General features: G+C 68.2%; 26 protein-coding genes and 1 pseudogene. 15 read left to right on the forward strand and 12 right to left on the reverse strand.

Translation table 11 applies throughout. The features are described 5' to 3' along the window. Positions 1–9 precede the first annotated feature (9 nt). Positions 10–372 (forward strand): septal ring lytic transglycosylase RlpA family protein, encoded by a 363-nt coding sequence (locus MFF64_RS30665; RefSeq protein WP_099901446.1) that lies wholly within the window; start codon positions 10–12, stop codon positions 370–372. Positions 373–460: 88 nt separating this feature from the next. On the opposite strand, the gene MFF64_RS30670 is transcribed toward MFF64_RS30665, so the two are convergent. Further along, positions 461–1,207 (reverse strand): hypothetical protein, encoded by a 747-nt coding sequence (locus MFF64_RS30670; RefSeq protein ID WP_238193236.1) that lies wholly within the window; start codon positions 1,205–1,207, stop codon positions 461–463. Positions 1,208–1,490: 283 nt separating this feature from the next. Beyond that, positions 1,491–1,745 (reverse strand): hypothetical protein, encoded by a 255-nt coding sequence (locus MFF64_RS30675; protein ID WP_238193237.1) that lies wholly within the window; start codon positions 1,743–1,745, stop codon positions 1,491–1,493. A 627-nt stretch (positions 1,746–2,372) separates the two neighbouring features. Between MFF64_RS30675 and MFF64_RS30680 the strand changes: the two genes are divergently transcribed. The 4 genes from MFF64_RS30680 (at position 2,373) to MFF64_RS30695 (ending at position 6,828) form a co-directional block, all read left to right on the forward strand. After that, complete coding sequence (locus tag MFF64_RS30680) at positions 2,373–2,936, forward strand: DUF1003 domain-containing protein (protein WP_238193238.1); 564 nt, start codon at positions 2,373–2,375, stop codon at positions 2,934–2,936. A gap of 202 nt (positions 2,937–3,138) precedes the next feature. Next, complete coding sequence (locus tag MFF64_RS30685; protein WP_238193239.1) at positions 3,139–3,351, forward strand: hypothetical protein; 213 nt, start codon at positions 3,139–3,141, stop codon at positions 3,349–3,351. 318 nt (positions 3,352–3,669) lie between these two features. Next, positions 3,670–4,569, forward strand: a complete 900-nt coding sequence (locus MFF64_RS30690; RefSeq protein WP_238193240.1) for a helix-turn-helix transcriptional regulator — start codon at positions 3,670–3,672, stop codon at positions 4,567–4,569. 645 nt (positions 4,570–5,214) lie between these two features. Continuing rightward, positions 5,215–6,828 (forward strand): FadR/GntR family transcriptional regulator, encoded by a 1,614-nt coding sequence (locus MFF64_RS30695; RefSeq protein ID WP_238193241.1) that lies wholly within the window; start codon positions 5,215–5,217, stop codon positions 6,826–6,828. A 145-nt stretch (positions 6,829–6,973) separates the two neighbouring features. Here the strand turns inward: MFF64_RS30695 and MFF64_RS30700 are convergent, their stop codons facing one another. The 5 genes from MFF64_RS30700 to MFF64_RS30720 form a co-directional block, all read right to left on the reverse strand. Further along, entirely contained in the window at positions 6,974–7,780 is an 807-nt protein-coding gene (locus MFF64_RS30700; protein ID WP_238193242.1) for an enoyl-CoA hydratase/isomerase family protein, read from the reverse strand. Then, positions 7,761–8,882, reverse strand: coding sequence for an acyl-CoA dehydrogenase family protein (locus tag MFF64_RS30705; RefSeq protein WP_099900844.1), 1,122 nt, complete (start codon positions 8,880–8,882; stop codon positions 7,761–7,763). Before MFF64_RS30705 ends, MFF64_RS30700 begins: the two co-directional genes overlap by 20 nt. A 7-nt stretch (positions 8,883–8,889) precedes the next feature. Further along, entirely contained in the window at positions 8,890–10,059 is a 1,170-nt protein-coding gene (locus MFF64_RS30710; protein ID WP_238193243.1) for an acyl-CoA dehydrogenase family protein, read from the reverse strand. A 97-nt stretch (positions 10,060–10,156) separates the two neighbouring features. After that, positions 10,157–10,609 carry an acyl-CoA thioesterase gene (locus MFF64_RS30715; protein WP_238193244.1) on the reverse strand — a complete coding sequence of 151 codons (453 nt, stop codon included), beginning with the start codon at positions 10,607–10,609 and terminating at the stop codon, positions 10,157–10,159. Next, on the reverse strand, positions 10,606–11,583 hold the full coding sequence (locus tag MFF64_RS30720; protein ID WP_238193245.1) for a quinone oxidoreductase family protein: 978 nt from the start codon (positions 11,581–11,583) through the stop codon (positions 10,606–10,608). The genes MFF64_RS30715 and MFF64_RS30720 overlap by 4 nt, the downstream gene beginning before the upstream one ends. A gap of 162 nt (positions 11,584–11,745) precedes the next feature. Here MFF64_RS30720 and MFF64_RS30725 point away from each other — a divergent pair, with 162 nt between their 5' ends. From MFF64_RS30725 to MFF64_RS30770, 10 genes are all read left to right on the forward strand, one after another. Next, a complete protein-coding gene (locus MFF64_RS30725) occupies positions 11,746–13,311 on the forward strand; it encodes a class I adenylate-forming enzyme family protein (RefSeq protein WP_238193246.1) in 1,566 nt (521 codons plus the stop codon). A gap of 508 nt (positions 13,312–13,819) precedes the next feature. Continuing rightward, complete coding sequence (locus MFF64_RS30730) at positions 13,820–15,094, forward strand: ABC transporter substrate-binding protein (RefSeq protein WP_238193247.1); 1,275 nt, start codon at positions 13,820–13,822, stop codon at positions 15,092–15,094. Positions 15,095–15,200: 106 nt separating this feature from the next. Next, on the forward strand, positions 15,201–16,085 hold the full coding sequence (locus MFF64_RS30735) for a branched-chain amino acid ABC transporter permease (RefSeq protein ID WP_099900725.1): 885 nt from the start codon (positions 15,201–15,203) through the stop codon (positions 16,083–16,085). Between the two features lie 38 nt (positions 16,086–16,123). Beyond that, positions 16,124–17,188 (forward strand): branched-chain amino acid ABC transporter permease, encoded by a 1,065-nt coding sequence (locus tag MFF64_RS30740; RefSeq protein WP_238193248.1) that lies wholly within the window; start codon positions 16,124–16,126, stop codon positions 17,186–17,188. Beyond that, positions 17,185–17,919, forward strand: coding sequence for an ABC transporter ATP-binding protein (locus MFF64_RS30745; protein ID WP_099902544.1), 735 nt, complete (start codon positions 17,185–17,187; stop codon positions 17,917–17,919). Before MFF64_RS30740 ends, MFF64_RS30745 begins: the two co-directional genes overlap by 4 nt. Then, entirely contained in the window at positions 17,900–18,616 is a 717-nt protein-coding gene (locus MFF64_RS30750; RefSeq protein ID WP_099902546.1) for an ABC transporter ATP-binding protein, read from the forward strand. The genes MFF64_RS30745 and MFF64_RS30750 overlap by 20 nt, the downstream gene beginning before the upstream one ends. A gap of 38 nt (positions 18,617–18,654) precedes the next feature. Then, positions 18,655–19,452: an SDR family NAD(P)-dependent oxidoreductase gene (locus MFF64_RS30755; protein WP_099902548.1), complete on the forward strand. Its 798-nt coding sequence runs from the start codon at positions 18,655–18,657 to the stop codon at positions 19,450–19,452. Between the two features lie 10 nt (positions 19,453–19,462). After that, complete coding sequence (locus MFF64_RS30760; RefSeq protein ID WP_238193249.1) at positions 19,463–20,557, forward strand: glycerol dehydrogenase; 1,095 nt, start codon at positions 19,463–19,465, stop codon at positions 20,555–20,557. Next, positions 20,557–21,420 carry a transketolase gene (locus tag MFF64_RS30765; RefSeq protein ID WP_238193252.1) on the forward strand — a complete coding sequence of 288 codons (864 nt, stop codon included), beginning with the start codon at positions 20,557–20,559 and terminating at the stop codon, positions 21,418–21,420. Before MFF64_RS30760 ends, MFF64_RS30765 begins: the two co-directional genes overlap by 1 nt. Further along, positions 21,417–22,409 carry a transketolase family protein gene (locus tag MFF64_RS30770; protein WP_238193250.1) on the forward strand — a complete coding sequence of 331 codons (993 nt, stop codon included), beginning with the start codon at positions 21,417–21,419 and terminating at the stop codon, positions 22,407–22,409. The genes MFF64_RS30765 and MFF64_RS30770 overlap by 4 nt, the downstream gene beginning before the upstream one ends. 267 nt (positions 22,410–22,676) lie before the next feature. Here MFF64_RS30770 and MFF64_RS30775 read toward each other — a convergent pair whose 3' ends face one another. The 5 genes and pseudogenes from MFF64_RS30775 to MFF64_RS30795 form a co-directional block, all read right to left on the reverse strand. Continuing rightward, positions 22,677–23,288 (reverse strand): LysR family transcriptional regulator, encoded by a 612-nt coding sequence (locus MFF64_RS30775; protein WP_165795643.1) that lies wholly within the window; start codon positions 23,286–23,288, stop codon positions 22,677–22,679. A 572-nt stretch (positions 23,289–23,860) separates the two neighbouring features. Further along, a pseudogene (locus MFF64_RS30780) lies at positions 23,861–24,670 on the reverse strand (DDE-type integrase/transposase/recombinase); the annotation flags it as partial. Between the two features lie 49 nt (positions 24,671–24,719). Next, positions 24,720–24,878 (reverse strand): DUF3309 family protein, encoded by a 159-nt coding sequence (locus MFF64_RS30785; RefSeq protein ID WP_099901461.1) that lies wholly within the window; start codon positions 24,876–24,878, stop codon positions 24,720–24,722. An 81-nt stretch (positions 24,879–24,959) separates the two neighbouring features. After that, positions 24,960–25,247 carry a hypothetical protein gene (locus tag MFF64_RS30790; protein WP_099901459.1) on the reverse strand — a complete coding sequence of 96 codons (288 nt, stop codon included), beginning with the start codon at positions 25,245–25,247 and terminating at the stop codon, positions 24,960–24,962. Positions 25,248–25,501: 254 nt separating this feature from the next. Next, the gene (locus MFF64_RS30795) at positions 25,502–25,744 is read right to left on the reverse strand and encodes a hypothetical protein (RefSeq protein ID WP_099901457.1); all 243 of its coding nucleotides are present in this window, start codon (positions 25,742–25,744) and stop codon (positions 25,502–25,504) included. Positions 25,745–26,339 lie beyond the last annotated feature (595 nt).

Here is a 26,339-nt window from a genome sequence, read left to right on the forward strand (position 1 = left end):
GAATTCGTAATGCACTCAAAGGCTCTGCTGGCCGCTTGCGCCCTCATGACTGTTTTCGTGACCTCCGGGGCTGAGGCCAAGAGCACCCACCGCCCGCAGGCCGGAGTGGCCTCCTGGTACGGGCCTGGCTTCCATGGCCGGAAGACCGCCAACGGCGAGCGCTTCAACACGCATGCGCTGACCGCCGCTCACCGCAGCCTGCCGTTCGGCACTCAGGTGCGGGTGACCAACAGCACCAACGGCCGCTCCGTCGTCGTGCGCATCAACGACCGCGGACCTTATGTGGGCGGCCGGGTCATCGACCTGTCCAACGCCGCAGCTCGCGCGATCGGCGTGTCCGGGCTGTCCAAGGTGAGCCTCGCGCGTCTGTAACGCGACAGAGCCGGCATGAGCAGCGCTATTCAGCTGCACAACAACTGCTTGGGCTGTAACCTCGCGAGAGGCGGCCCGAAGGCTGCAGCTAAGACTTCGACGGAGTGTTTACCTCAGGCTGGCCTGGCGAGTACACGACACGAACCGGAGAGGCGCTCGCCTGAGCACCGGAGTTCGTGGGAACCGGATGCGACCTGAGCTTTGCCAGGTACTTGCGCGCCTCCTCAGCGGGCATAGCCCCGACAGGCCGCACCATCGCGGCTAGAAGCTGACGCGTCCTGCGGTCGAGCGCCGACGAGCGGCTCGCGTCCTCGAACTCGCCCGCGCGATGCTGCTCTCCTGTCTTGCCGGTGAACACCTTGGGTCCATCCGCCATGATGACGATGTCGCCCTTGCGCAGGGTCGCATCGTGCAGCAAGGCTGAGCCAGGATCTCCAGCCTTGGCCAGCATCACAGCCTTGCTGTCAGCCACCTTCGGCTTCTCTGCAACCGTAGCCCTGACCTTCCCGGGTTTGGGAAGAGCGACGTACCGGATCTTCGGTCTCACCCGCGCAGCTTTCTCCGGCACCTCGCGTGAGAGGTGGTGACGTCCGAACTGCCGCCACGCCCGGCGGGGAGCGTACCCGTACCCGGCTCTCGGGGTCGGGTCCTGCACGGCAGGAGGGGGAGAGGGCTGCGGGGCCGGTGATGAGGGCGCTGAAAACAGCTGCTGGAAGAAGCCGCCCAGAGCATTATCCTCATTGGCGTGCGACGGGCCGAAGGTGCCGAGAAGCAGGCCGCCGGAGGTGAGGACGAGCAGGAGGTGATGAGCGGGACGGATCTGGACCAGCTGCAATGGCACCTCCACTCAGCCCTACGCTGGGGTGGGCTGTTCGGCGATTAACCTGCAGCTCTTGATACGGTTCCGCAGTATCTGGACTGGCTTTCGGCCCAGCTTGTTTATTACAACTACAGAAGCTGGCCGGCTCAACTTTGAAGCGATCTTACGCCCACTCGGCTGGGAAACCTCGCCCAGGACCTCGCGCAGGAACGCCAGAGCCTCTGGATCAGCGTCGAGCGCCTCGGCCGTGAACACGGGCATAGGTCCCTCCCGGCTCTGCGCCGTTACAGCTGGGAGCTCAGTCGCACTCTTGCGAGCGGCGGGTTTCCGTCTTGCCGGAGCGGCTGACCACCTTCTCCTCGACGTAGTAGCAGTTGTCAGCCAGGGCGGCGGTCCTGACCTTCCCGTTCTTCAGGTCGACGGCGCTGCGCTGGGTCTGAGCGGGAGCTTGTTGTGTGCTGGCCCGGACCTGGAGGCTTGCATAGCCGAGGAGGCTCATGCTGAGGGCGGTGACGGCCAGGGCACGAAGAGCGGCGGGACGAGTGAGGAGCATGGGCGGGGATCTCGGAGAGGGAAGGCTGAGCAGCGCCCGCCGTGCGTGCATCATCGTTAGATGACAAACTGTTAGAGGTCAAGATGAGTGTTTGGATCTAAGCCGTCGGGCCTAACCATCGGCCGCTGACTGTCTGCCTTTGCCCGCAAGGGTATACCACAGCGGATACCACCGCTGTCGGCCGGGAAACCGTTCGCTGGGGTCGCATTTACCCAATGGACAGTCGAGCATGCGGACATGAGCCCAACGGACGATACAGTGCAACTGCTCCGCCGTGCGCGGTAAGCCGGTTCGCTTCGGGCATGCTGAGTGGGTGCGCCCTTAGCGGACGGTCCGACAGCGGCGTCCAACCCCTAGCGATCTTCCGCTGCTCAGGGCTGCCTGTAAGAAAAACGACGGTTTTTCAGCCACTTAAACCTGTAAGGTTCGTGTGTCTGGAAATCAAATGGCGCTCCTGCACTGCCGGCACGCATCGTTTGAACCAGCGTTGCAATAAGGCGGCCCGCACGGCGGGCCACAACAAGCACGGTGCGAGGGGCAACTCCCGACCCCTTAGCGACGCTTTAGCGGGAACACCCCATTGCAGAGACCGGTTGGTCAGACAGCCCCCTCCCGAGGCCTGTCCCGATGCCGAGGCAAGACCAGCGGAAAAGCCCCCCTGCAAGAACGACTTATCCGCCTCCTCAACCTGAAGGACTGGCTCCAGCCCTCATTCGCAATATCCAAACCCTGCAAGAGCGCAGGAGTGCGGCCGAGCGAAACGCCTCCACGCAGGAACGGGTGGCCGAGGCGATCACGTGGTTCACAGGCAGCATGGCATTCGTCTACCTGCATGTCGTGCTCTTCGGTTTTTGGACGCTCGTAAATTCGGGGCTGGTGCCAATCCTGCCGAAATGGGACGAGTCCTTCGTGATCTTGGGCACTTCGGCGTCGGTTGAGGCGATTTTCCTTTCAACCTTCGTGCTGATCAGCCAGAACCGTATGGCCGCGGCGGCTGACAAGCGAGCGGACCTCGATCTTCACATCAGCCTGTTGGCTGAGCACGAGGTGACGAAGCTCGTCGCGATGGTGTCAGCCATCACAGAGCGGCTTGGCATCGAAACAGAGGCCGATACTGAAGTTGATGAGCTCAGACAAGATGTTGCTCCTGATGCCGTACTTGACGAGATTGAGCGCATCGATAAATCGTGATAGTTCAATGTGCAACTGTGATTATAATTTTATATATTAAAATGATTTGCGTCGATATGTTTCGGATCTTTCCCCCTCAGACTGCCTCGATGCATAGATTGGCTCGTCATGCTTGTTAGTTAGTGCTGCTAAAATAATTATCAGCGATTGCTTAATTCCGCTGTTGAGCTTTGTTCTAGCTCCGGTGTAGCAGAGGGGAGCCGTGTTTACGACGTTGCGCAGCCTGAAGTGCCGCAATGCTCCATTTGCCGACATCCTGTCGGTCGACAGACACGAACTCATGCGGTTGGGCTGCTTTCCCCCGCGCGGCGCCGCAGTCCCGCTTGAGGTCTTCGCATTCTGGGATGAGACATTGCCCGCGGGTCGTCGCGAAGAGGCGACCGACGGGCTGGGAATTGATCCGAACGCCGCCTGACCGATGGTGCCGGGCCGCGACCCCGTGCCCGTCCGCCATCCAAATCGAGAGCGATGCCGGTCTCTACCCACCCCGCATCGTCTCCGTACCTCCGCGGCGAAAAAGGCGGACGAGGGGGCTCATCGTTGAATGGGAAGCCTGAAAGCCGACGTTTGCGGCACGCATCCCCCAACTCCGAGACCGCCGGAGGTCGTTTTGCGTCAGGGACATGGCTGAGCGAATGAGCTTTGTGTAAGAGGCATGAAAAAATGCTCAAGCGTACGCGGGGAGGGTAATTTAGGTTCTAGACCGAGTGCCGAAGGGCACCTTAGGGCGGTGATGCAGAAGTCGACGTATGGGCGCAGGATTGAGGCGCACTGGGCCGGGAGCGCTTCCCTCGCAAAACTCTCCAACCATTCGACCGGATACCCTGTTACAGCTGCGCGGATCGTAGGCGCGGCGAATTTCGGCTACGTGGAAACCGTCCCTCCTGAGGATGCATTCGCTGTTTCTCTAGAACTCCTCGACTTCGAGAGAGGCGAGATCTGGCTGGATGGAAAAAATACGCCTCAGAAGTCCTTGAGGCGCGGAAATACGGTATTGTACGATCTTAGACATAGAATAGATGCTAATCTTATAGATCAATTCGATTTCGTGCAATTTCATATTCCAAGGATGCACCTTGTCAGCATGGCAAGTGAGCATGGTTTATCGGGCAACGGGGAACTCGAGATAATTAACGGACAAGGATTTTCGGACGCCGTGGTAAAGAGCCTGGGCGAACTTTTGGCGCCTGCCTTTGAGCGACCCGGCGAAGCTAACCAACTCTTCGTAGATCATTGCATACTAGCTATCTGTGCCCATTTACTAGACAAATTTGGTAACATCTCGTTGGTGCCTGCCGGCAATGCCGGACTTCCTAAATATAAACTTAGAATTGCCAAGGAGATGATAGATGCAAATCTAGGAGGAAATATAAATATTTCGCAAATTGCGAGAGCAGTCGATCTCTCGCCGAGCTATTTTGCGAAGCAATTTCGTGCTTCGACTGGTCTATCGCCTCATAAGTGGCTGCTTCGTAGGCGTGTTGATCACGCGAAATCGCTCATGTCCTCGTCCTCCGATCCCCTCGGGGCGATCGCATTGGCTTGCGGTTTTGCCGACCAGAGCCACCTGACCAGGGTATTCAAGGGTCTAGTGGGAACAACTCCGGGTGACTGGCGCAGGTCGAGGTGGTGACCACTCTCCCAAGGCCAAGCACGTCTTGAACTTCGTGCCTCCCGTGTGTCGTCCTAGCTTTTTGCTGTCAAGCGAGCTGACCGCGGCTCACAATCCCGGACTCTAAGCTCGCAGGAAACCGGAGGCGCGGTAGCTCTCAATCAGGCTGTCGAACTGCGAGACGTCCGTCCGTGCACGACCGGGACCGGCCATAGCGGTCCGTCTTCTCGGTGGTGTGCTCTCCACCCCGAGCGATCTTCCGCTGCTCGGGCCCTCATGTAATAAAAACGACGGTAAACCTCACACCGCGGCAGTCGGCTTCTGCTAAAGCGCTTGACGCGTGAGCCCGGCAGCGAGGTGAGCGTCAGGAAACTGTGTGAGGAAATTAAATGACCGGAAAACCCTCGCGACCGGGCATTCCCGGCATCGGCCTGGAGGGGCCGCTTAGGGTCAGGAGTTCGTATCCGCTCGTTCGGTGGGGTTCTGAAAGTGCCAGTCCTGCCGCAGGCGCGCCGTGACGGCAGCTCTGGACGAGCCGGATCGGTGCGGCCGACGTCGTATCCCGGCATCCCGCCGACTCCGCCATTGCTGACCGGTCGCACAGCGCTCTAGGATTACAAAAAGCCTCCGGCCCTTCAACCGGCCGGCCCCGGGAGGACGATCGTCATGACTGGAGCCCTGCGGCTCAAGCTCTCGCTCCTGCGGGGCGAGACGGCCTGCCCTTTGGATCTCGCCGATTTCGGTCGGCTGGCTGCGATCGACTTGCGCACTCAAACAAAATCGGTGCGCTCCGATCGCCTCGCGGTGGCGATGCTGGATTTGATCGCGTCCGGACGTCTGCCGCCCGGCGCCCGCCTGCCCCCGGAGCGGCGCATCGCCGAGGCGGCGTCGGCGAGCCGGGTCTGCGTCCGCAGCGCCCTCGACCGCCTCAAGCTCGACGGCTACATCGAGGCCGTCCAGGGATCGGGCACCCGGGTCGTCGCGATCGAACGGGGCGGGCAGCTGATCGAGCTCCTTCGGGCCAACCAGGAGAACCTCGAGGATCTCCAGGATTTCGTGGTGTTCCTCGACCGGTGCGTCGTCGAGCAGCTCCTGCGCGACGCCTCCGGCGCGACGCTCGTCCGCGCCGCCGACCGCGTCGCGGCACTGCCTCCGTACTGGGACATCCACGCGCTGGCGGAGGACGAGGTCGGCTGGCGCCTCGCGCTCGCCGACGCCTCGCTCAGTCCGATCTACGCGATGATCGTCCGCCAGCTCGCGCGCGGGATCCGCAGCCTGTTCGGCAGCCTGCTCAGGGCTGCAGCCGCGACGGATCGGACCGCTCAGGCGGACCAGCTCGCCCTCAGCCGCCGCACCCTCGCGGATGCGATCGGACGGCGCGACAGGACGGCGGCTCTATCCGCTCTCGCGAGCCGTACCGCCGCCTTTCGCGAACTCGACCGGTCCGGGATGGAAGCCGGTGAGCGCAACCCGCGGAACGAGCCGGCGCTGCAGGACGACCTGATCCTGCGCGACCTGGCGGTGGCGAGCCCCGAGCAGCTCAAGGACCGGTTGACCCGCGAGATCGCCGGCATGATCGCGACCGGGCACGCGCGGGACGGCGCCCGCCTTCTCAGCGAGCGGCGGCTCGCCCTGGTGTTCGGCGTGAGCCGGGCCTCGGTGCGCGAGGCCCTTGCCGCGCTCAAGGCAGACGGGACGGTGGTCGCCGACGAGCGCAGCGGCACCCGCTCGGTCGATGCCCCGGTCGCGCTGACCTCGCTCGCCGCGGCCGACCTGTCGCACCTGCAGACGATGTCGCGCCTGCGCGGCTACCTCGAGGTCTGGGCGGCGAGCCGCGCTGCGGAGCGCGGCAGCGAGCGCGACTTCACCGACCTGCGCCGCATCCTCGCCGAGATGGGCCGCTCGCATCTCAGCCCGCGCCGCCGAATCGACCTCGACCTGCGCTTGCACCTCACCATCGCGCGGGCAGCCGGCAGCGCGGTGCATCTCTACATCACCGAGGTGCTGCGCGACCTGATGACGGCCTATTTCGACTACTCGCTCACCGCCCCGGCAATCGGCGGGGGGCGCGACGCCATGCTGCTCACCCACCACACTCAGATCGTCGCGGCGATCCTCGCCCGCGATCCCGTCGGCGCTGGACGCGCGATGGCGGAGCATTGCGGCGCCTTCAGCGACCGCTACGCCCTGCTGACGGCGGAGGGCGAGATGCTGCCCTGCGGCCTCGAGGCGGACCTTGCGGCCGGGAACCTTGCGCCCAGGATCCCGGCCGTGGGTTGAGAGAGGAGGTCGGCGGCCCGCGTGGCGGGCCGCCGCTAGAGCCCTTCACGATCGCGCTGTCATCGCGAAGCTCTCTAGAGTTATGATTTTGCTGCATTTTCTTCGACGATCCGGTATCCACTTCGTCGGAAAATGCTCCAGAGCCTCAGCGACCGGTGAAGTCCGGCTTGCGGCGGGCCCGGAAGGCGTTGACGGCCTCCTGGTGATCCTCGGTCCGGTTCGATAAGGCCTCGTAGGCGACGCTCGCGTCCATGACGCCGTGGACGATGCGCTTCAGCTCGATGTTGGTCACGGTCTTGCTCCAGCGGATCGCCTTGGTGGCGCCGCTGAGCAGCTTGCCCGTGAAGGCCGCCACCGCCCCGTCGAGCTCGTCCGGCGGGAAGGCGTGGTTGATGAGGCCGATCTCCGCCGCCTTGCGGGCGGGCAGCAATTCGCCCGTCATCAGGTACTCCTTGGCCCGGGCATAGCCGATGAGCTGCGGCCAGATCGCCGGGCCGCCGTCGCCCGCGACGAAGCCGATCGACACGTGGGGATCGCCGATCTTGGCGGTGTCGGCGGCGAAGATCACGTCGCAGAACAGGGCGAGCGTCGCGCCGAGGCCCGTGGCGTGGCCGTTCACCCGCGCGACCAGTGGCTTCTCGAGGTCGAGCATCGAGAAGACGATGCGCTTGGCCTCGCGCGCCGTCTGCTCGAAGGATTCGGGGCGGTCGATCGCAGTCTGCATCCACGGGATGTCGCCGCCGGCCGAGAAGGCGCGGCCCGCCCCCGTGAGCACGATCACGTCGCTGCCCGGATCGACGGCGACGTCGTAGAACACGTGGGCGAGCTCTTCGTGCAGGAGCGCGTCGGCGGCGTTCAGCGCCTCCGGGCGATTCATCGTGATGGTGAGGAGCCGCCCCTCACGCGTAATCGTCAGCGTCTCGTAACGCTCCTCAAGCGGCACTTGCCTCATCGTCTGGTCTCCCCTCCGGCGACAGGGTGGCTGTCGCGAGCTCGCGGATCTGCGCCTCCGTGCCGCCGTGGAGCCCGGCCGCGACCTGGAGGCGCTTGTAGACGTGACCGACCCGGTATTCCTCGGTCATGGCGATGCCGCCGCTGGCCTGGATCAGGCGCGAGGCCGCGGCCAGCCCCTCCCGGCCGAGGGTCACCTTGGCGGTCCGAGCCGCCCGGCGGCGTTCCGCCGGCTCGCCGTCGAGGGCGGCCGCCGTCCAGAGGAGGAGCGAGCGCAGGGTCTCGAGGTCGCAGAACGCGTCCGCCATCAGGTGCTGGACGGCCTGGAACGAGCCGAGCGTCTGGCCGAATTGCCGCCGCTGGTTGAGGTAGCCGACCGTGAGGTCGAGCCCGGCGGCGAGCGCCCCGTAGGAATCCGCCACCAGGGCGGCCACGGCACAGTCCCGGATCTCGGCCATCCGGGCGACGGCCTCGTGACCGGTGGCGAGCACGGCCTCAGCCGGGAGCGCGAGCCCGTCGAAGGTCAGGACCGCGCCCGTGCGCCCGTCGATCAGGCGCCGCATCTCAACCACCGCGGGATGGGCCTCGACGCAGAGTAGCATCGCGCCGTTCGGCGAGTGCCCGCCGGCCTCGACGAGCCAGTGGGTGGCGCGGCCGGCATCGAGCGCGAGGGCGCTCCGCCCGTCGAGTCGCAGGCCCGAACCGGTGCGGGTGGCGCCGATCCCGGTTCCCGGATTCTCCGGGACGAGGGCGAAGCGCACCGTGCCGGCGGCGAGGCCCGGGGCGAGCGACGCCAGCGCCCCGCCCACGTCGCGCATCAGGCGGGGCGCCACCAGCACGTCCGCGGCGAGCGAGCGCCGCAGCAGCACCCGCCCGGCCTCCTCGATGATCGCCAGGGCCTGCAGCGCGTCCGCCCCGGCGCCGCCGAGCGCCTCCGGCAGGCCCAGCCCGAACCAGCCGAGCTGCGCCATCTCGCGCCTCGCCGCGTCCTGCGCCGCCTCGTCGGGCGGGCACGGCGTCCAGGGGCAGGTCTCTTCCAGGAACCGTCGGGCGCCCTCGCGCAGCAGGCGGTCGTCGTCGCGTTGGTCGGGGGATCGCCGCATGGCAGCCTCAGCGCAGGCCCAGGGTGGAGCGGGCGATGATCGTCTTCTGGATCTCGTTCGCGCCCGCGTAGATGGTCACGACCCGCCGGAAGAGGTGCCGCTCGGTCCAGCCGGCGACCTCCTCATCGCGAGCCGCCTCCGGCAGCTCCAGCGCGTCCTCGCCAATCACCTCCATCGCCAGCTCGCTGATCGCCTGCTGCAGCCGCGAGCCGATCACCTTGACGATCGACGCCTCAGGGCCGGGCTCGCGGCCCTCGGTCTGATCGACGAGGACGCGCAGCACCGTCGCCTCGAGGCCGGACAAGCTCGCCTCCAGCACCGCGAACCGGCGCCGGAAGGCGGGGTCGTCGAGGACCGGCGACCCTCCGGCGCGCGGCGCCGCGGCAAAGGCCTTCAGGCGCTCGAACTCGCGGCGGGAGCGGTGGACCTGGGCGTTGTTGGTGCGCTCGTGGTTGAGCAGGAACTTGGCGTAGCCCCAGCCCTGGTCGACTTCGCCGATCAGGGCGTCGTCGCCGACCAGGACGTCGTCGAGGAACACCGTGTTCACGCTGTGCCCGCCGTCGATCGTGATCACCGGGGTGAGCACAACCCCGGGCGCCCGCATGTCGACGATGAACAGCGACAGACCGGCCTGGGGCTTCACCTCCCGGTTGGTGCGGGCAAGGCAGATCATCAGGTCGGCGAAGTGCCCTTCCGTGGTCCAGGCCTTCTGGCCGTTGAGGACCCAGCCGCCCTCGACCCGTCGCGCCGTGGTGCGGACCGAGGCGAGGTCGGAGCCGGCTTCGGGCTCCGAGTAGCCCTGGCACCAGAATTCTTCTCCTGAGCGGATCGGCGGCAGGTAGCGCGCCTTCTGTGCGTGCGACCCGAAGGCGTGGAGCGTCGGGCCGACGAGATAGATGCCGAACACGCTGAGCGGCGGCGCGTCGGCGGCGGCGCATTCGGCCTCGAAGATGAAGCGCTGGATCGGCGTCCAGCCCGGCCCGCCGGCCTCCTCGGGCCAGTGATGCGCCGCCCAGCCGTTTGCGTCGAGGAGCGCGTTCCAGCGCGCCATGTCCTCGCGCGACAGGTGGATGCCGGCCCGGGTCTTCCGGGCGAGGTCCGCCGGCAGCATCGCGCGGATCGCCGACCGGATCTCCGCCCGGAACGCACGCTCGTCATCCGTGAAGAAGGCGTCCACCCGTCGCTCCCCGATCTGTTGCCCGCACGTTCGTCCGCTCAAGCCCGCGTCGGCAAGGCGGCGGCTGGCCCTGCCTCAAGACCAATCGCCGGCCCCGTCACTCGGGCCGGCCCCCGAATCGTCCGAGGGCGGTGCGCTCCGCCTCCGTTAGCGGGCGGGCGCGGCGAGTGCGGCCGTCCATGACGACCGTGACCGAATGCGCGCTTGCCGCGCAGGAATCCCCAACGAACAGCCCCTGCCCCATGACGATCGACCGCGCCCCGAGCCGCAGCACGGCGGTCCCGATCTCGGGCGCGTCGCCGAAGTTGATCTCCCGGGAGAAATCCACCGTGAGCGAGGCGAGCGCCGGCAGGTCGTCGGGCGGCAGGAGCGGCCGCAGCACCTCGCGCAGCAGGGCGTAGCGCCCGTCGTCGAGCCAGGCGGCGAAGACGCTGTTGGTGACGTGGCCGTGCGGATCGAGGTCCGAGTGGCGCACGACCGCCGGGCGCCAATGCGGGAAGAGCGCGCGGCAGGCGAGCCGCGGCTCCTCGGCGAGGGTGCGCTTCGTCACGGCAGAAGCACGGTGGCGCCGGTGGTCTCGCCGGCCTCGAGCCGGCGGTGGACCTCCCCGGCTTCGCGCAACGGCGCGCGGAGGCCGATCTCCGGCCGCAAGGCCCCCTGCCCCACCATCGCGAACATCGTGTCGGCGGCGCCCTGCAGGTCCGGCAGCGTGCGCAGATGCGCGAAGACGCCCGGCACGCTCACGCTGAGCGAGCGCTGCGGCCCGAGCCGCGCGAGGTCGATCGCGGCCAGCGCCTCGCCGGCTTGTCCTAGATTGATCGCGGTCCCGAAGGGCTTGAGGCAGTCGAGGGAGCGTTCGAGCACCCGGCCGCCGATGCCCTCGCAGACGACGTCGACGCCCTCGCCCCCGGTCAGGCGCATCGTCTCGGCGACGAAGTCCTGGTGGCGGTAGAGGATGGTCGCCTCGCAGCCGGCGGCGCGGGCGACCCCGGCCTTCGCCTCCGATCCGACCATGCCGATGACCCGCGCGCCCGCGGCCCGGGCCCATTGCGTCAGCAGCACGCCGAGCCCGCCGGCCGCCGCGTGGACCAGCACGACGTCGCCGGGTCGCAGCGGCCGCACCCGGGTGAACAGCATGTGGGCCGTCATGCCCTTCAGCATCAGGGCGGCGGCGACGTCGTCCGGCACGGCATCCGGCAGCCGCACCAAGCGCGCGGCCTCGATCAGCCGGGCGCTGGCGTAGCTCCCGACCGGCGGGCCGGCATAGCCGACCCGCTCGCCCGGCCGGAGGGACACCCCCGCCCCGGCCGCCGCGACGGTCCCGACCGCCTCGACGCCGACCGCGCCCGGCAGGGCCGGGATCGGAAAGGTCCCGCGGCGGTGATAGACGTCGATGAAGTTCACCCCGATGGCGGTCTGGCGCAGCAGCACCTGCCCGGGCCCGGGCGGCGACAGCTCGACCTCGGCCAGGGCGAACCGCTCGGGCCCGCCATAGGCATCGATCCGCATCTCGATCGCCAGCACCGCTCCGCCTCCATTCCGTGACGTCTGCGTACCTGCAGCCTCGAAGCCCTGAGCCGCAATTCGCTCATTGGTCCGCCGACGAGACCAACCCGGGCTTTGACGGGCCGCGTCCGCCGCGGGCGAGATGGCGCCGTCCCGACCCGCAAGCCTGGCAGCGCCCTCATGGAAGATCCCGCCGAGATCCTCGCCCTCACGGTGCCGCAACTCCTGCGGCGGCGGGCCCGGGAGGCGCGCCCCGGGATCGCGCTCTCGGCGCGCTCGATCGGCGGCTGGCGCGACCGGCTCACCTACGGCCAGCTCGTGCAGCGGATGGACGCGGTGGCGGCGGGTTTCCACGCCCTCGGCCTGCGGGCCGGCGACCGGATCGGCGTGCTGCTCGGCAACGAGGCGGGGCGGGAATGCCTGCTCACCGCGCTGGGCGCCCTGCGGATCGGCGCGGCGGTGGTGCCGTTCAACACCCGCGCCTCCGACGAGGAGCTCGAGCACGCCCTTACCCTCGCCGAGCCGGCGGCGATCGTCTGTACGCAGGCCGTGGCCTCGCGGCTCGCGCGCCTCTGTCCCGGGGCGCGCCTCCTCGCGATCGACGGGGCCGAGGGAGGCACGGAAGCCTGGCCCGAACCGCTCGCCGTCGAGCACGCGCCCGCGCCGGAGGAGGCGCCCGATCCCGACCGCCTCGGCTGCCTCCTGTTCACCTCGGGCACGACCGCCCGGTCGAAGGCGGTGATGCACAGCCACGCGACGATGCTCGGCGCCGGGCTCGCCTGCGGGGCGGCCCTGGGCCTGCGAGCGAGCGACCTCTACCAGGGCGGCTGGCCGTTCTTCACCAGTTCGCCGCTCAACCTCGGCGCGATGTCGTGCTGGATCGCCGGCGCCGGCCTGGTGCTGGAGGAGCCCCTCGACAATCGCGGCCGCCTCCGGCTGATCGCTTCGGAACGCACGACCTACTACCACGGCGTGCCCTCGGTGGTGCACTTCCTGATGGAGGAATTCGCCCGCGCCCCGAGCGACGTCTCGAGCCTGCGGCGGATCGGCTATGGCGGGTCGGCGATGCCGCCTGAGGTGATCCGCCGGCTCGCCGCGCAATGGCCGCATGTCGAGCAGGTGCAGATCTACGGCATGACCGAGAGCGGTCCCGCCGGCACCCGGCTCGAACCGGCGATGATGGAGGCGAAGCTCGGCTCGATCGGCAGCGCCATGCCGCATTGCACGATAGACGTCGTCGACGAGGCGGGACGATCTCTCGGCCCCGGCGAGACCGGGGAGATCCTGATTCGGGGGCCCGGGGTCGCGAAGGGATACTTTCGCAATCCCGAGGCCACCGCCGAGGCCTTCGTGCTCGGGGGCATCCGCACCGGCGATGTCGGGCATCTCGATCCGGACGGCTTTTTGTACTTCACCGACCGGCGCAAGGACGTGATCAACCGCGGCGGGCTGAAGGTCGCCTCGGTGGCGGTCGAGGAGGTGCTCTACCGCCATCCCGGCGTGCGCGAGGCCGCGGTGATCGCCGTGCCCCACCCGGCGCTCGGCGAGGACGTCGCGGCCTGCGTGGTGCCGCGCGAGCCGGGCGGACTCGACACCGATGCCCTTGCGGCGTTCTGCGCCGCACACCTCGCCGACTACGCCCGTCCGCGCCGCTGGCTCGTCCTCGATGAATTGCCGAAGAACCCGATGGGCAAGGTGCTGAAGACGGCGTTGCGGGCGCGTTTCGCCGGGGCCGCCGGAGCGTGAAGCAGCCCTGGGATCCACACCGCTGTCCGGAGAAAGGCGCGGGACTTCTCCTCTCCCCGCCCGCGCAGGGCTGTCCGGGGAACAGGAGGGGCTCGGATTTCTCTCTCCCCCCTCTGCGGGGGAGGGTGCCCGGCAGAGCCGGGCGGGAGAGGGGCAGCGCGACGCTGTTCCAGGTGGCGCACTTCATGAAGTGCGCGACTTCTCCGGAAGCGGAGTCCCCTCTCCCGCCCCACTTCGTGGGGCACCCTCCCCCGCAGAGGGGGGAGGGAAACCCGCGCCACTCATTTCCCCGGACAGCCCTGCCGCCCGCGGGGAGAGGAGAAAGCTCGCGCCACTTCCTGTCCCCTAACAGCCCCCAGGATCCACGCCCGCTCGCACAGGTGGTCTTTCCACCAGCCCAGAACGTGGCTTGCGGAGCACCCGCCCCGTCTTCGAAGCTACTCCCAAGAGGACATCGATCCCACGAGGACGCGAGAAGCGGCCCGGACAGAACTGGAGGAAACGCCCGATGACGACCTCGTTCTCGCGACGCGTGGCCCTGCGCGGGGCGCTCGCGCTCTCCGCCGCGGCCTTCGCCACCACCGCCCAAGTTCAAGCCCAATCCCAGACCGAGATCTCGGTCGGCTGGGTCCTGCCGCTGAGCGGCGGCTCGGCGGCGATCGGCCAACAGGCCCGGACCGGCGTGCAGATCGCCGTCGACCAGATCAACGCCGCCGGCGGCATCAAGGCGCTCAACGGCGCCAAGCTCAAGCTCGTCTTCGCGGATTCGCAGTCGAAGCCCGATATCGGCGTCTCCGAGACCGAGCGCCTGATCCAGCGCGAGAACGTCGCGGTGATGAGCGGCGCCTTCAACAGCGCCGTGACCTTCCCGGCGACCGAGGTGGCCGAGCGCTACAAGACGCCCTGGATCGTGATGGGGGCGGTGAAGGACGAGATCACCGAGCGCAACTTCAAGTACGTGTTCCGCATCAACAACAAGGCGACCTACGACGCGCGCGAGCAGCTCGACGCCATCGATCTCCTGAAGAAGGAGACCGGCCAGGGGCCCAAGACCCTGGCGATGTTCTACGAGGGATCGGATTGGGGCCGCTCGCACGCCGCCAACGTGCGCAAGCTCGCCAAGGAGCGCGGCTACACCCTCGTCCTCGACGAGGCGGCACCGCCCAACCAGGTCGACTTCTCGGCCCAGCTCCTCAAGATCCGCGCCGCCAAGCCCGACGCGCTGATCGCCGCCTTCTACACCCCCGACCACCTGCTGCTGTCGCGCCAGATGCTCGAGCAGCAGCTCAACCTGCCCTACGGCGTGCACTCGGTCGGCGGCGGCACCGAGGATCCCTCGTTCTACAAGGCGATCTCGCCCAAGGCCGTCGCCTACTACTTCGTGCAGGAGGACCGCCAGGTCGACGCCCTCCAGGGCGAGCGCCTGCCCGAGTTCGCCGACGTCGAGGCGAAGTTCAAGGCCCAGCTCGGCTACGACATGAGCGCCTACGGGGCGCAGGGCTTCGCCGTCATGTACGTGATCAAGGACGCCCTGGAGCGGGCGCGCAGCGCCGAAAGACAGGTCCTGCGGGACGCGGTGGCGGCGACCGACATCACCGCGGGCCCGGCCCTCTATGCCGGCTATCAGCGCATCAAGTTCGACGAGCAGGGCCAGAACACCTTCGCGCACGGAGCGATCTCGCAGAACCTGAACGGCCAGCGCCGCACGGTGTGGCCGGCTGAGAGCCGCTCGCCCGACACCAAGCCCGCCTGGCCGGTGCCCGCCTTCGGCGCCCGCTCCTGACGCTGAGGCGGGATTTTCGACCCCGCCATCCCGGTCATCCGGTCGTCCCGGACGGCGGCGCGCCCCGCGTCGCCGGTACCCGCAGGCACGGCCCAACGGACATCCGATGGACCCGCTGATCCTCTCCTTCGCGCTCGTCAACGGCCTCCTCATCGGCGGCATCTACGGCGGCGTCGCGCTCGGCCTCAGCCTGATCTTCGGGGTGATGCGCGTCGTCAACTTCGCCCACGGCTCGCTGCTGATGCTGGCGCTCTACGCGGCGTTCTGGCTCCAGGCGCTCGCCGGCATCGACCCCTATGCCAGCGTGGTCGTGACGGTGCCGCTGCTGTTCGCGGTCGGCTTCCTGATCCAGAGCGTCGTCATCGCGCCACTGATCCGGCGCGAGAGCGCGCTCGTTGTCGAGCCCCTGAGTGCGCTCCTCCTCACCGCCGGCGTCTACCTCGTCATCGACAACCTGGCGCTGATGGCCTTCGGGCCCGACGTGCGCTCGGCCTCGACGAGCCTCGCCCTGGCGCCGCTGATGCTCGGGCCGATCCCGGTCAACATGCAGCGGCTCATCGCCTTCTCGGCGGCGATCCTCGCGGCGGTGCTCCTGTCGCTGTGGCTGCGCTCGACGCGGCTCGGCCGGGCGATCCGGGCCACCGCCCAGAACCGCGACGCCGCCGTCCTGTCGGGGATCGACGTGCCGATGATTTACGCCGTGACCTTCGGCATCGGCGCGGCCCTGCTCGGCCTGTTCGGCTCGCTGCTCGCGACCTTCATCCCGATCACCCCGCAGGTCGGGCTGAGCTTCGGCATCCGCTCGTTCATCGTCGTGGTGCTCGGCGGCATCGGCAGCATCCCGGGCTCGATCGTCGGCGGGCTCGTCATCGGGGTGTTCGAGGCGCTGGCCTCGCAATTCGTCCCGGCGACATCGGCGGCGATCCTGTCGCTCGGCTTGTTCATCCTCATCCTCCTCGTGCGGCCGAGCGGCCTGATGGGGCGCGCCTGATGACCACCGCCCGCCCCGACCGACTGAGGAGCCCCACCGTGCCCCGCCCCGACGAGATCCGGGCTCCGAGCCTCCCCGCCGCACCGGGGCGCCGCCCGCGCGACGCGGGCACGGGCTTCGGCACGCTGGGGCTCATCGCCCTGATGACGCTCGCGGCGATGGCGCTGCCCCTCGTCGTCACCGATTCCTACCTGCTGCATTCCTGCATCGTCGTGCTGTTCTTCGCCTACATGGCGACCGCCTGGAACTTCGTCTGCGGCTATGTCGGCCAGCTGTCGATCGGGCACGCGATGTTCGCAGGGATCGGCGGCTACGCCACGGTGCTGCTGTTCACCGGGCTCGGCCTGTCGCCCTGGCTCGGGATGCCGGTGGGCGGGCTCCTCGCGGCCCTGCTCTCGGTAGTGGTCGGCTACCCGACCTTCCGGCTGCGCGGCCCCTACTTCGCCCTGACCACGATCGCCTTCGCGGAGATGATCCGGATCTGGGTCGAGAACACCGACACGGTGCTGGGCATCCCGCTCAACGGGGCGGCCGGCCTCACCGTGCCGCTGCGCGGCGAGAGCCTGGCGGCGCTCCAGTTCAACGGCAAGGCGCCGTATTACTGGGTGATCGTCGGCCTGCTCGCCGGGGCGCTCACGGCGACCTGGTGGCTCGAGCACTCGAAGCTCGGCTTCTACCTCAAGGCGATCCGAGGCGACCGCGACGCGGCGGAGAGCCTCGGCATCAGCCCGGCCCGCTACCAGCTCGTCGCGCTCGCGATCAGCGCCTTCATGACCGGCATCGGCGGCGGCTTCTACGCCCAGTTCTTCCGCTACGTGAATGCCGAGCGGCTGATCGGCGTCGACCTGTCGATCGACATGGCGCTGATGAGCATCATCGGCGGCCAGGGCACAGTGTTCGGGCCGCTGCTCGGCGCGGTCCTGCTCGCGCCGCTGGCCGAGATCACCCGGGGCCATCTCGGCGGCTCGCTGCTCGGCCTCCACATCGTCGTCTACGGGATCATCCTGATGCTGGCGGTCCTCTACCTGCCGAAGGGCCTCATCGCGCCCCTGCGGTCGCTGCTTGCCCGGCTCGGCCTCCTCGGCAGGGGAGGCCGGCGATGAGCCCCCTCCTCGACGTGCGCGGCATCGCCAAGCGCTTCGGCGGCCTCCAGGCGGTCGGCGACCTGTCGTTCCAGTTAGAGGCCGGCGAGATCCTGGCGCTGCTCGGTCCCAACGGCGCCGGCAAGACCACCGCCTTCAACATGATCGCCGGCTACACCCGGCCCGATTCCGGCGAGATCCTGTTCCAGGGCCGGAACATCGCCCGGGCGCGGCCCTGGACCATCTGCCGGGCCGGCATCGCCCGGACGTTCCAGCTCTCGAAGCCCTTCGCCGACCTCACCGTGATCGAGAACCTGATGGTCGGGGGCTTCGCCCGCTCGCGCGATGCAAGCGCCATCCGCGACAAGGCCGAGGCGATCGCCGACTTCCTCGGGATGGGCCGGCAGGCCGACACCGAGGTGCAGCACCTCACCGCCTTCGACCGGCGCAAGCTCGAACTCGGCCGGGCTCTCTCGACCGAGCCGGTCCTGCTCCTGATGGACGAGGTCGTGGCCGGCGCGACCCCGGCCGAGGGGCAGGAGATGGTGGCTTTGGTGCGCCGCATCCGCGACCGCGGCGTCACCATCCTGATAGTCGAGCACGTGATGAAGGTCATCATGGCGCTGAGCGAGCGGGTGATCGTGATGGAATCCGGCCGGCTGATCGCCGACGGGGCGCCGCGGGACGTCGTCAACCAGCCCGAGGTGCTGAAGGCCTATTTCGGGGAGCAATATGCAGCAGCCCGCGCTTGAGGCGACCGATCTCCGGGCGGGCTACGGCGACGTCCAGGTCCTCGACGGCGTCTCGCTCCGGATCGACCCGGGCGAGATCGTCGCCCTGATCGGGGCGAACGGCGCCGGCAAGACCACGCTGCTCCGCACGGTCTCGGGGCTCGTCCGGGCGCGAGGCGGCGCGATCTCGCTCTTCGGCGAGCGCATCGACGGCTTGGCGCCCCACCGGGTGGCGGAGGCCGGCTTCGTCCAGTCGCCGGAGGGCAAGCAGCTCTTCCTCGGCATGTCGATCCGCGAGAACCTGATGGTCGGCGCCCACAATCCCCGCGCCTATGCGCGCTGGCGCAAAACCATCGAGGAGGTCTTCGCGCTGTTTCCGATCCTCGCCGAGCGGCGCGACAAGGCCGCCTCGACGCTCTCGGGCGGGCAGCAGCAGATGCTGGCGGTGGGTCGCGCCCTGATGGCCCGGCCGCGGGTGCTGGCCCTCGACGAGCCCTCCCTCGGCCTGGCGCCGATCATGGTCGACCGCCTGTTCGAGGCGATCCGCGCCGTGCGCCAGCTCGCCATCCCGATCCTCATCATCGAGCAGAACGTGTTCCAGGTCCTCTCCATGGCCGACCGCGGCTACGTGCTGGAGAACGGCCGCGTCACGCTCTCCGGCACCGGCCGGGCCTTGATCGAGGACGATCACCTCAGGGCCACCTATCTCGGCCTGTGAGGCCGACCCGAGACACCCCGGATTCGAGAGGGCGAAGGATGCTGCTCAAGGACAAGGTCGCGCTCGTCACCGGCGCCGGCAGCGGGCTCGGGCTCGCCACCGCCACGGCCTTCGCCCGGGAGGGCGCGCGGATCGTCGTCAACGACCTGCGCCTGGAGGCGGCCGAGGCGGCGGCGCGCGGCCTCGGCGAGGGCCACGGCGCCGTAGGCGGCGACGTGTCGAAGGAGGACGAGGTCGCCGCGATGGTCGAGGCGGCGCTCGCGCGCTTCGGTCGGATCGACGTCCTGGTCAACAATGCCGGGGTGCCCGACAGCTTCGTGCCGACGGTCGAGCAGCCGCTCTCCCACTGGCAGCGGCTCATCGACGTCCACCTCACCGGCACCTACCTCGTCTCGAAGACGGTCGCCCCCGCGATGATCCGCCAGGGCGGCGGGGTGATCCTCAACCTCAACTCGATCGCGGGCGTCCTCGGCCTGCCGGTGCGCACCGCCTACAGCGCCGCCAAGGCCGGCATCGGCATGCTCACCCGGGTCCTCGGCTGCGAGTGGGGACCGCACAACGTCCGGGTCAACGCGGTCGCCCCGGGCTACATCCTGACGCCCCTCACCGAGGGCCTGATCGCCGCCGGCCGCATCGATCCCGCCCGCATCCGCCGCCGCACGCCGATGGGCCGGCTCGGCGCGCCGGAGGACATCGCCGAGGCGATGGTGTTCCTGGCCTCGGACCGGGCGCGCTTCATCACCGGCATCACCGTGCCGGTCGACGGCGGCTACTGCGCCTTCGGGGCGCCGAGCGACGCCTTCGCGCTCGACGATCTCGATCCGCGGAATGGGTAGGGACACCATCATGAGCGTGCGAATCTTCGGGGCGCCGCCGCGCTACCACCAGGGGCCGGGCGCGATCCACGGCATCGGCGGCATCGCCCGGGCGCTCGCCGCCTCGGCCTGCGTGATCGTCGACGAGGGCGTGCGCGGGATCGTCGCCGAGCCGATCGCCGCGAGCCTGCGCGAGGCCGGCGTCGCGGCGCGCCTCGTGCCGTTCTCGGGCGAGATCACCTACGCGGCGATCGAGGCGATCGTGGACGGGGTGCGCGCCGAGGCCCCGGGCCTCGTCATCGCGGCGGGCGGCGGCAAGGCCCTCGATGTCGGCAAGGGCGTGGCCGAGCGGCTTCGCGTGCCGGTCGTCACGGTCCCGACCATCGCGTCGAACGACGCGCCGACCAGCGCCACCTACGCGGTCTACGACGACAGCCACGTCATGGTCGCGGTCGACCGGATGAGCCGCAACCCCGACGCGGTGGTGGTCGACACGGCGCTGATCGCCCGGGCGCCGGCCCGGTTCCTGCGCGCCGGCATCGGCGACGCGATCACCAAGGCGTTCGAGGCGCGGGGCTGCCGTGCCGGCACCGGGATGACGCCGTTCGGCACCCGGCCGCTCCTGACCGGCGCCGTCATCGCGGACGCTGCTTACGCGACCTTGCGCGCCCACGCCGCGGCGGCCCTCGCGGCGGTCGAGCGCCAGGAGGTCACGGAGGATGTCGAGGCCACGGTCGAGGCCTGCATCCTGATGAGCGGGCTCGGCTTCGAGAATGGCGGGCTGTCCCTCGCCCACGCGATGACGCGCGGCCTCGTCAAGGCGCGGGGCACCAAGGACGTGCCGCACGGCGAGCAGGTCGCCTACGCGGTGGTGGTCCAGCGCGCCGTCGAGCGCCACGCCGATTCCGAAATCCTCGACCTGATTGGCTTCCTGCGCGGAATCGGCCTGCCGGTCCGCCTCGCCGATCTCGGCCTGGACGGCGCATCGCCCGAGGAGATCGACGGCATCGCCCGCCTGACGATGACGGCGCCGCACATCCCGAACCTCCCCTTCCCGATCACGGCGGACGACGTCGCCGCCGGCATGAGGCGGGTCGAGGATCTGGCGGCGCGAGGCGCGGCGTGATGGAGCGCGCCTTCTCCGACAACGGCTTCGCCCCGCTCTCCCTCGACGACCTGCGCGAGATGGCGCGGGTCAACCGCCTCGACGTCGCCGCCATGTTCATGGCCGCCAGCAACGGCCATTTCGGCTCGTGCTACTCCTGCACCGAGATCGTCACCGCCCTCTACTTCGCGGTGATGCGGGTCGACGCGGCCCGGCCCGACTGGCCCGACCGCGACCGCTTCGTGCTCGGCAAGGGCCACGCCGCCCCGACGCTCTACTCGGCGCTGATCCGGCGCGGCTTCATTCCGGAGACGTGGATCGCCGAATACGAGACGAAGGTCGGCGCGAGGCTCGCGACCCACCCGTCGCGGCGCTATCAGCCCGGCGTCGATTCCTCGCAAGGCGCGCTCGGCCACGGCCTGTCGAATGCCTGCGGCATGGCGCTGGCGGGCCGCCTCGACGGGCGCGACTACCGCGTCTACGCGGTGCTCGGCGACGGCGAGCTGCACGAGGGCTCGGTCTGGGAGGCCGCGGCCTTCGCGCCCAAGCACCGCCTCGACAACCTCGTCGCCATCGTCGACCGCAACGGCCTGTGCGTCGACGGGCGGGCCGACGAGGTGCTGCCGCTCGAACCCCTCGCTGACCGCTGGCAGAGCTTCGGCTGGGACGTGGTCGAGGCCGACGGGCACGACCTGCCGACGCTCGTCCCGCTCCTCGACGTGCCGCGCTTCGGCGGCAGCGGCCGGCCCCGGGTGGTGATCGCCCACACCGTCAAGGGCCGCGGCGTCTCCTTCATGGAGGACATCCGCAGCTGGCACGCCGACGCGGTCTCGCCGGCCCAGTACGCGGCGCTTCAGGACGAGTTGCGGGAGGTGCTGCGATGAGCCTGCTCGATCATCCCGACCGGCTGCACGAGCACGTCTCGGCCTTCCGGGCCGCCCATCCGCGCGCGGACGTGCGCGCCCGCTTCGGCGCGAGCGTCACGGCGCTCCTGGACCGGCGGCCCGACGCCGTCGCGGTCACCGCCGACCTGATGCACGCGACGGGCCTCGCCGGGCTCAAGGAGCGCCATCCCGACCGCCTGATCAATGTCGGCATCGCCGAGCAGAACCTCACCGGCGTCGCGGCCGGGCTCGCCGCCTGCGGCAAGCTGCCGGTCGTTTGCGGCTACGCCGCCTTCCTCACCCTGCGGGCGGTGGAGCAGGCCAAGGTCGATTGCGCCTATAACGAGCTGAAGGTGATCCTCTGCGGCCTCGCCAGCGGCCTGAGCTACGGCGTCGGCGGCCCGACCCACCAGACCTACGAGGACATCGCGATCATGCGGGCGATCCCGAACATGATCGTGGTGGCGCCCTCCGACCCGGTCGAGCTCGACCACGCGCTCCAGGCGGCCGCCGAGCACCCGGCGGGAACGCCGATCTACCTGCGGCTCGGCCGCGGGCCCGAGCACGTGTTCACCCGGCCCGGCGACCCGTTCGCGATCGGGCGCGCAGCCCGCCTGACCGAGGGGCGCGATGTCTGCCTCGTCGCCCATGGGGCGATGGTCATGGAGTGCCTGCTCGCCGCCGACCTGCTCCGGCCGGAGGGGATCGCCGCGGAGGTCCTGAACATGCATACGGTCAAGCCGGTCGACCGCGGGGCGATCCTGGCCGCGGCCGCCCATGTGCGCGCGATGGTGGTGGTGGAGGAGCACAGCGTGATCGGCGGCCTCGGCGCGGCGGTGCTCGAAGTGCTGGAGCGCGGCCACGCCTTTCCGATCCTGCGCATCGGCGTCGAGGACGCCTATCCGCCGATCGGCCCGACGCCGGAGCTGCGCGAATCGCTGGGCCTCAGCGGACCGCGGATCGCCGATCGGGTGCGGGCCTTGCTGTAGGGCCGCGTCGGTCTCCCGGTGAGGGCACCGGCGCAGGCGTGCGGCGCCGGGGGAGAAACACTAGCGTCTTCGCTCCGACCTCGCAGGTCGCCCTGGAGCTGCTTCTCCGGGATCGCCTGGAGGTGGTCGCCTCCGTCAGGCAGCCGCTGGAGCTCTACGCACGCGATCACGCGGTTGTGCGCGCCTTTCCCGGGCGGTTCATTGCGATCAAGCAAGCGATAGCGGCCCCGAGAGGACGCGACGAGGCCCTGGCCCATCTGGTCCGCTTCATCGAGGAGATGGAGGCGTCGGGCTTCGTCGCGGCCGCCCGAGCCCGCAGCGGTCAGCACGATGCCGCCGTCGCGCCGAATTCGGACAATCCGTAGCGGTCGACTGCGCTCGGGAACACATGGTGCCGGACAGAACCTTTCGGACGATCAACTCGGAGGCCTGCGGCGGCACGGCGCCGATCACGATGTCCAGGCCGCCACTGACCACGTCGAGGTTCGTGTCGGTTAGGACGAGATGGGGGCTGACTCGCGGAAACCTGCCGCTGAACTCCGCGATAATTGGCGCCAGGACGCGCCGGTCCCATTGCAGGGGCGCGCTGATCCGCAGAGACCCGCGTGGCTGTCCGGCCCCCTGTGCAGCCTCGGCTTCCGCATCGTCGATCTCGGCCAGGATCCCAACGCAGCGCTCGTGGAACAAGGCGCCCTCGTCGGTGAGTTCGAAGCGGCGGGACGTCCGCGTCACAAGACGGACGCCCAGCCGGTTCTCCAGCGCCGTGAGGTGCCGGCTCATCACCGCCGGCGACGTACTCAGGGCCCGCGCCGCCGCCGAGAGGTTGCCGGCCGCCACGATCGCGACGAAGAGCCGGAGGTCACTTATCTCGCCGGCCATTCGGGCCCCGTCGGTCTTGTTGCGACTTGGTTGCACGATGCACTTCCTGCTACTCAAAGCGATGGGAGCATCCGCGGTCATCAGTCTATGATAGCGGACAAGTCTCGGGCTGCGACTTGCATCTGGGGACGGATGCATCGGCCGGCGCATCGACGCCGACGCGGGCCGTTGAGGCCCTGGCGGTCAGCGAATACGGTCAGGCCGCCTCCTCGCCGTCGAACGTCCTACTGTCGGGCCAGAGGTCGATTGTCGCGTCGCAATGATCGTCGAGCCTTCATCGGGCGGCCTGCAGCGATGCGCTGGCGCCGTTTCTAACGGAGGTTGCCTATGCCGATGGTTTTCCCCGGCACCGGCTTCTCCATCTTGGCAGGGGGCCTACGGCCAGCAGCAGGTCGTACACCTTGGCGACGAGCGGCGCCCAGAAGCGCTGCCACGAGAGCACGTGCAGCACCGGGGTCTCTGCCAGCATGGCCTCGCGCTGCCTCGCGGACAGCCCCCCTTGCGTTTGCAGGTGGAAGCGACTGTCTCCCAGCCATCGGCGCTTGTCATGGAACGGATGAAGATAATTTGGACTAGCTGTCTGGTTGTGAGACCTCCTTGGCATCTGCAACAACCTTGAGCGCTCGATCCAGGATGGCTAGATCGGCTTTCTTGGCTGCTGCGCGAGCTAGGCCAGGCTTGTCTTTCAGGCGTTGGTGCAGGACCATCTCGGGCGAGAGACCTTTCAGGGCACGCTGTCGACGACCATTGTAGGCCACGTTGAAGCCCGCCAGCAGGATTTCCAGATCCTGATGGCTGTAGATCGTGATGCCGAGCACCTCGCGTTGCACCCGGCCGTTGAAGCGCTCGACCATGCCGTTGGTTTTCGGGGTGTAGGGTCTCGTCTTGCGGTGCTCGATCTCGTGGCGCCGGCAAGCGGCTTCGAAGGCATCAGCCGTGAAGCAGGATCCGCGGTCGGTCAGCAGATAGGTCACCCGGAAGGGCAGAGACGCCACGGCCTCATCCAGGAAAGTGACAGCTGAAGCCGTCGTCTCGTCGTCCTTGACCGCGAGATGCACGAAGCGCGACGCGCGATCGATGGCGACGTACAAGTAGCGTTTCCGGGTTGATCCGTCCTTGTCGCGCAACTTGGGCAAATGCTTCACGTCCATGTGCAGGAAGCCGACGTCGTACTCCTTGAACTCGCCGTGGGGTCTGCAGGACGGATTTGCGGTCGGGAGACGGTTGAGAGCTTCGGCCTTGAGGATGCGGTAGACGGCGTCACGGTTGAGGTGGTGCAGGAAGTGGGTGACCACGAAGGTGAGGTCGTCAAGGGGAAAGCCGGTCGAGCGACGCAGGGCGCAGACGATGGCGCGCTCCTCGTCGCTGGCCATCCAGGGCAGGGTATGGGACCCGCCGGGGGTCGAACCACGGCGGGTGGTCGAGGGTAGGTCAGATGTTGATCCGACCAGTGAGCAGCAGGACGATTAGGACGATGAGCAAGACGCCGCCGATGCCGAGGCCGCCCATGCGGTAACGGCCGCCGCCGTAGAAGCTGCCACCACCACCGAAGAGCAGGATCAGGAGGATAAGGATGATCAGGAGGGTCATGGGTGGGCAGTCCTTACGGCCACGCTGGCTGGTGGGAAGAATTGCTGCTCTGGCGCTTTTCGTTCCTCGGGGGGGAGCCGTTTAGGAGCCGCCCGCGACGAGGTCGAACGATGACGAGGTGACGGATGGAGGGTGGATTACCGGCGCGCCCTCATGGCGAGATGTCGGGCTCGGATGTGGCGGGCCGACCATCGCAACCTCAGCCACCACCGCGGCCGCCGGCACCGCGATGGTGAGGGGCAGGCTTCTGGTGGTCTCGAGGGCGAGGAACGCTATGGTGAGCGGGCCGCTCAGGATCGCCGTCACCATGGCGCTCATCCCGACGACACTCAGCACGATGGTGGGGATCTGGAGCGAGAACAGCGACATCCCGCGAAGGCTATGAGCTTGCCCAGCATCGCGCCGAGGAAGAGCGAGGCGAAGAACACGTCGCGTCTTCCAAGCTCAATCTTGGCCACCAGGCTCAGGTCTTCCGTCATTATGACGGCAGTCGAAGCCGGTGCAGTGGACGGAAGCAGTCTCGACCTCGGCGGAGCTGGTGGGTAGGTAGGTTAACGGCTCCCCACGGCCTGAGGCCTACCCATCTCTCCGCACCAATCGTCAACACACTTTGGGACTCTTGGTTATACTGCGCATAGCCCCTTCGACACCTCAAGCCTGGTGATGAAGCGCGCGCGGTCCCACAGCTCAATCGCATGATTTTCTATCATCGCCCGAATGAGACTCATGGCGTCTTTATCATCATGGGCAGGGATCAACTCTGCCCAAATGATCTTACCATTGCCGTCAACAAGATAAGCCCGATAGGCTGGCTCGTCGCGGTAAAAATTTCTGCTGAAAGTTGATGTATTTTGTTGTTCAACCACGTGGCCTCCTTGCGGATAAGCACAGGCATAAGCTTGAGCTTATCCAACCCTTGTTGAGCAATCTGCCTCGTAGTGGGCGCGAGTTATGCTCCCAATCCGAGAGCAGGGAAAGCGTCATAAGGGGGTAAGGCGCCCATGTTACCTCTGTATTACGTTGCAGGTTGCGACTGTAGCGATGGAACCCGACGAGACCGGGCTCGAACTCGTGCGCGCCGAGTGCGCCTACCTTGAGGCTTGCGCCGCGGTACGGAGTTAGGCGGCCGAGCTGGTGCGCGGTGGTGACCATCCCTTGGGGTATGCCTTCATGGTCGCGAACGACGAATGGTCGGATTGGATCATATGCCTGCAATCAGGACACCGGCCCTACGCCGAAGCCAGCTTGAACAGTGTGACGAGGTCACCGGTGAGGATCTGCGATCCCGTAGGGCGAGGAGAGCGGCACCATCTGGATTCGCATAATACCACCGCGCTTAAGCATTGACGCGTGTGATGTATTTGAAGCTGGCGATGGAGCGGACGCGCTCTGGCTCATCGGTGAGTGCGTTCCAGGCGGTGCAACAGGCGTCGAGGATCGCCTCGTAGTCGGGGAACATGC

It is taken from the genome of Methylobacterium frigidaeris (assembly GCF_022179185.1).
GTDB classification, from domain to species: domain Bacteria; phylum Pseudomonadota; class Alphaproteobacteria; order Rhizobiales; family Beijerinckiaceae; genus Methylobacterium; species Methylobacterium frigidaeris.